This is a genomic window from Candidatus Allofournierella merdipullorum (assembly GCF_048426865.1).
Lineage (GTDB): Bacteria > Bacillota > Clostridia > Oscillospirales > Ruminococcaceae > Allofournierella_A > Allofournierella_A merdipullorum.
The window spans coordinates 1-4009 of record NZ_DBFNWJ010000015.1 but is presented as its reverse complement, the minus strand read 5'-3'; the positions used below and the strand labels follow the sequence as shown (position 1 = coordinate 4009).

Below are 4009 nucleotides of genomic sequence, written 5' to 3'. Positions count from 1 at the left end.
TGAATGACCTCCCTTTGCTTGCTTGTGCAGTTGGCAGACCGCACTCCCAGTATAGCAAAGGGAGTTTTTCTTTTCCCATTATCGACATTAGTCTTCTTTTGAACCACTCGCCTAGCGAGTGGTTTTCGATATACAAAAAAGAGGCCCGCGGCTGCGGGCCTCTTTTTATTCCAGAATGTAGGCGTTCACGATCTCGCCGTAATACGCGGTGTGAAAATCCCGGTTGCGGCCGTGAAAATCCGGCTCCACGTCCTGGGGGTGATATTTCTCCCGGATGGCCGGGGGAATGGCGGCGGCCTCCTGGTGCTGGCGGTAAATGACCTTGCACTCCAACGTCAGCGGCAGCTGGGCGATGGCGGGAGCGGCCACCTTCTGCCCGGGCACGGCGGTCAGCCCCGCAAGGGCGAATTTGTCGCAGTCCCGCCCGGTGCGGGTGCCGCACAGGCCCAGGATGCGCTTGTCGAAAGGGCCCACCGGCACGTTCACCGTGAACTCGCCGCTTTCTTCCAGCAGCTCATAGGTGAAACGGTGGCTGCGCACAAAGGCAATGAACACCGGCCGGCCCCACTCCACGCCCACGGTGCCCCAGCCGATGGTCATGGTGTTGATTTTTTCGCCGGCCCGGGTGGTCAGCAGCACGCCGGGGTCCAGTGCTTTGGCGATGACGCCGGCGTATTCCAGCGGGTCGATGGGCTTGGAAACGTACATGGAAAACGGCCTCCTTTGCGCATTTCGGTATGCTTTCAGCATAGACCTGCGGCAAAGCGCTGTCAACTGCCTTTTTGCCACCGCCGAAACGCCGCCTTTTCTTGACAATCTGCCGTCTTCATGCTATACTTTGCGCGTATCGATTGTGTGCTTTGGGCCGTCTGTGCGGCCGGGCAGCAAAATATGCTGAACAACTGGAGATGTCGTTATGGAAAGAATCAAGACCATCGAGACCCGGAACCTCTGCGAGAGCGCCAAGAACGGCGGCTGCGGCGAGTGCCAGACCTCCTGCCAGTCCGCTTGCAAGACCTCCTGCGGTGTTGCGAACCAGAAGTGCGAGAACGCTGACAAGTAAACTTCTAAACTTCCAGGAAAGCCGCCGAACAATAAGGCGGCTTTTTTGTGCTTAAATTCGGAGGATACAATGATCCATCAATACCAGCTCAACGGCTACAACATCGTGCTGGACACCTGCTCCGGCGCCATCCATGTGGTGGACGAGGTGGCCTATGACCTCATCGCCGGCTACAAGAACGAGCCGGAGGAAGACCTCATCCGCCGCGTTTGCGAGAAATACAAGGACAGGTCGGACGTCACCGAGGCCGAGGTGCGCCAGTGCCTGGAGGACGTGAAAGGCCTGGAGACGGCAGGCAAGCTCTACAGCCCGGACACCTTTGCCGACCTGGCCGGTCAGTTCAAGGGCAAGCGGGAGAACGTCATCAAGGCCATGTGCCTGCATGTGGCCCACACCTGCAACCTCAACTGCTCCTACTGCTTTGCCAGCCAGGGCAAATACCATGGCGAGCGGGCGCTGATGAGCCTGGAGGTAGGCAAGCGCGCGCTGGACTTCCTCATCGAGAACTCCGGCACCCGCCGCAATCTGGAAGTGGATTTCTTCGGCGGCGAGCCGCTGATGAACTGGGACGTGGTCAAGCAGCTGGTGGCCTACGCCCGCCAGCGGGAGAAGGAGTGCGGCAAGAACTTCCGCTTCACCCTCACCACCAACGGTATGCTCATTGATGATGACGTCATCGACTTTGCCAACCGTGAAATGAACAACGTGGTTCTGAGCCTGGACGGCCGCAAGGAAATTCACGACCGCCTGCGGGTGGACTACGCCGGCAACGGCAGCTATGACCGCATTGTGCCCAAGTTCCAGGAGTTCGTGCGCCGCCGGGGCGACAAAGAGTATTACATGCGGGGCACCTTCACCCACGCCAACCCCGACTTCACCAAGGACGTGTTCCACATGGCCGACCTGGGCTTTGACCGCCTGAGCATGGAGCCGGTGGTCTGCGCGCCGGACGACCCCGCCGCCCTCACCGACGAGGACATCCAGGTGGTGCTGAAAGAGTACGAGAAACTGGCCATCGAGATGATCGAGCGCAAAAAGGCGGGCAAGCCCTTCGTGTTCTACCACTACATGCTGGACCTCACCGGCGGCCCCTGCATCTACAAGCGCCTGTCCGGCTGCGGCAGCGGCACCGAGTATGTGGCCGTCACCCCCTGGGGCGACCTCTACCCCTGCCATCAGTTCGTGGGCGAAGAGGCCTACAAGCTGGGCGACATCTGGCAGGGCGTGACCAACGAGGCCGTGCGGGAGGAGTTCCGCGGCTGCAACGCCTACTCCCGTCCCGAGTGCCGGGACTGCTGGGCCCGCCTCTACTGCTCCGGCGGCTGCGCCGCCAACGCCTACCACGCCACCGGCAGCATCGGCGGCGTGTACAAGCAGGGCTGTGAGCTGTTCAAAAAGCGCATCGAGTGCGCCATCATGATGCAGATCGCCCAGGGCGAACTGTAATGGATACCCCTGTCTGCGACTTCGTTGCCGCCTACGAAAAAAGCGGCGTCGCCCGTCTGCACATGCCCGGCCACAAGGGCAAAGGCCCACTGGCCTGCGAAGGACGGGACATCACCGAGATCGCCGGCGCCGACAGCCTCTATGAAGCTGGCGGCGTCATCGCCGCGAGCGAGAGCAATGCCGCCGCTCTCTTCGGCGCAAGCGCCACCTTCTATTCCGCCGGCGGCTCCAGCCAATGCGTGGGAGCCATGCTCTGCCTTGCGCTGCAAAAAAGCAAGAGCCGGGTGGTGCTGGCCGCCCGCAATGCCCACAAGTCCTTTCTGCACGCGGCGGCCCTGCTGGACGCGGATGTGCGCTGGCTTTGGCCCCAGCCTTACTCGCTGCTGCGCTGCCCGGTGACCCCCGACATGCTGGAAGCGGCCCTGGCGGCCCTGCCCGAAGCGCCGGCGGCGGTGTACGTCACCAGCCCGGACTATCTGGGCAACGTGCAGCCGGTGTCGCAATTGGCCGAGGTCTGCCACGCCCGCGGCGTGCCCCTTTTAGTGGACAACGCCCACGGGGCGTATCTCCATTTTCTGCCCAAACCTGCCCATCCGCTGGACGAGGGTGTGGACCTCTGCTGCGACTCCGCCCACAAGACTCTGCCGGTGCTCACCGGCGGCGCCTACCTTCACCTGGGCCACGGGATTTTGAGCGCGGAGGAAGGAGAAGTGCGGGCGGCGCTGTCGCTGTTTGGCTCCACCAGCCCGTCCTATCTGATTTTGCAGTCACTGGACGCCTGCAACCGGTATCTGGCCGACGAGGCACGCCCCCGGCTGGCCGACTGCGTCAAGGCGGTGGCGGCGCTGAAAGCTGACCTTGCGGCTCAGGGCTGGGCCGTGGCGGAGGGCGAGGCGCTCAAGGTGACGCTCCGCGCTTCGGAACGCGGCTGGCGGGGCGACGCGCTGGCGGACTTTCTGCGTCAAAAGGGCGTGGAATGTGAGTACGCCGACCCGGACCATCTTGTTTTGATGGTCACGCCCCAGAACGCCCCGGAGGACCTGGAAAAGGTGCGCGCCGCCCTGGCGGCCGCGGGGCAGGGGAGCAAAGCGCTCCAAACCCCGCCGCAGATGGCCCGGCCCCGGCAGGCCATGCCCATCCGGACCGCCCTGCTGGCCCCCGCCGAAGAAGTTCCGGTGGCGGCTGCGGCGGGCCGCGTCTGCGCCGCCCCCACGGTGGGCTGCCCCCCGGCAGTTCCGGTGGCGGTGAGCGGCGAAGTGATTGGCCCGGACGCCGCCGCGGTCTTTGACTATTACGGGATAAAAACCCTGCGCGTGGTGCGCTGAAAGCAAACAAGCCCCCGGCTGCTGCTGGGGGCTTTTTTTGTATATCGAAAACCACTCGCTAGGCGAGTGGTTCAAAAGAAGACTAATGTCGATAATGGGAAAAGAAAAACTCCCTTTGCTATACTGGGAGTGCGGTCTGCCAACTGCACAAGCAAGCAAAGGGAGGTCATTCAAA

4 protein-coding genes are annotated in these 4009 nt (G+C 62.6%); 3 read left to right on the top strand and 1 reads right to left on the bottom strand.

The features are described 5' to 3' along the window. Positions 1-165 precede the first annotated feature (165 nt). Positions 166-708: a flavin reductase family protein gene (locus ACMNAY_RS02795; RefSeq protein ID WP_418718308.1), complete on the bottom strand. Its 543-nt coding sequence runs from the start codon at positions 706-708 to the stop codon at positions 166-168. A gap of 208 nt (positions 709-916) precedes the next feature. Between ACMNAY_RS02795 and scfA the strand changes: the two genes are divergently transcribed. From scfA to ACMNAY_RS02780, 3 genes are all read left to right on the top strand, one after another. Further along, a complete protein-coding gene (scfA, locus tag ACMNAY_RS02790; RefSeq protein WP_177521411.1) occupies positions 917-1063 on the top strand; it encodes a six-cysteine ranthipeptide SCIFF in 147 nt (48 codons plus the stop codon). A 69-nt stretch (positions 1064-1132) separates the two neighbouring features. Then, on the top strand, positions 1133-2509 hold the full coding sequence (scfB, locus tag ACMNAY_RS02785; RefSeq protein WP_418718307.1) for a thioether cross-link-forming SCIFF peptide maturase: 1377 nt from the start codon (positions 1133-1135) through the stop codon (positions 2507-2509). Then, the gene (locus ACMNAY_RS02780; protein ID WP_418718306.1) at positions 2509-3834 is read left to right on the top strand and encodes an aminotransferase class V-fold PLP-dependent enzyme; all 1326 of its coding nucleotides are present in this window, start codon (positions 2509-2511) and stop codon (positions 3832-3834) included. Before scfB ends, ACMNAY_RS02780 begins: the two co-directional genes overlap by 1 nt. The last annotated feature ends 175 nt before the right edge of the window (positions 3835-4009 follow it).

Bases quoted from the DNA above. Each gene is read 5' to 3' on its own strand.
- ACMNAY_RS02795 (WP_418718308.1), bottom strand. From the start codon at position 708: ATGTACGTTTCCAAGCCCATCGACCCGCTGGAATACGCCGGCGTCATC.
- scfB (WP_418718307.1), top strand. From the start codon at position 1,133: ATGATCCATCAATACCAGCTCAACGGCTACAACATCGTGCTGGACACC.
- ACMNAY_RS02780 (WP_418718306.1), top strand. From the start codon at position 2,509: ATGGATACCCCTGTCTGCGACTTCGTTGCCGCCTACGAAAAAAGCGGC.
- scfA (WP_177521411.1), top strand. From the start codon at position 917: ATGGAAAGAATCAAGACCATCGAGACCCGGAACCTCTGCGAGAGCGCC.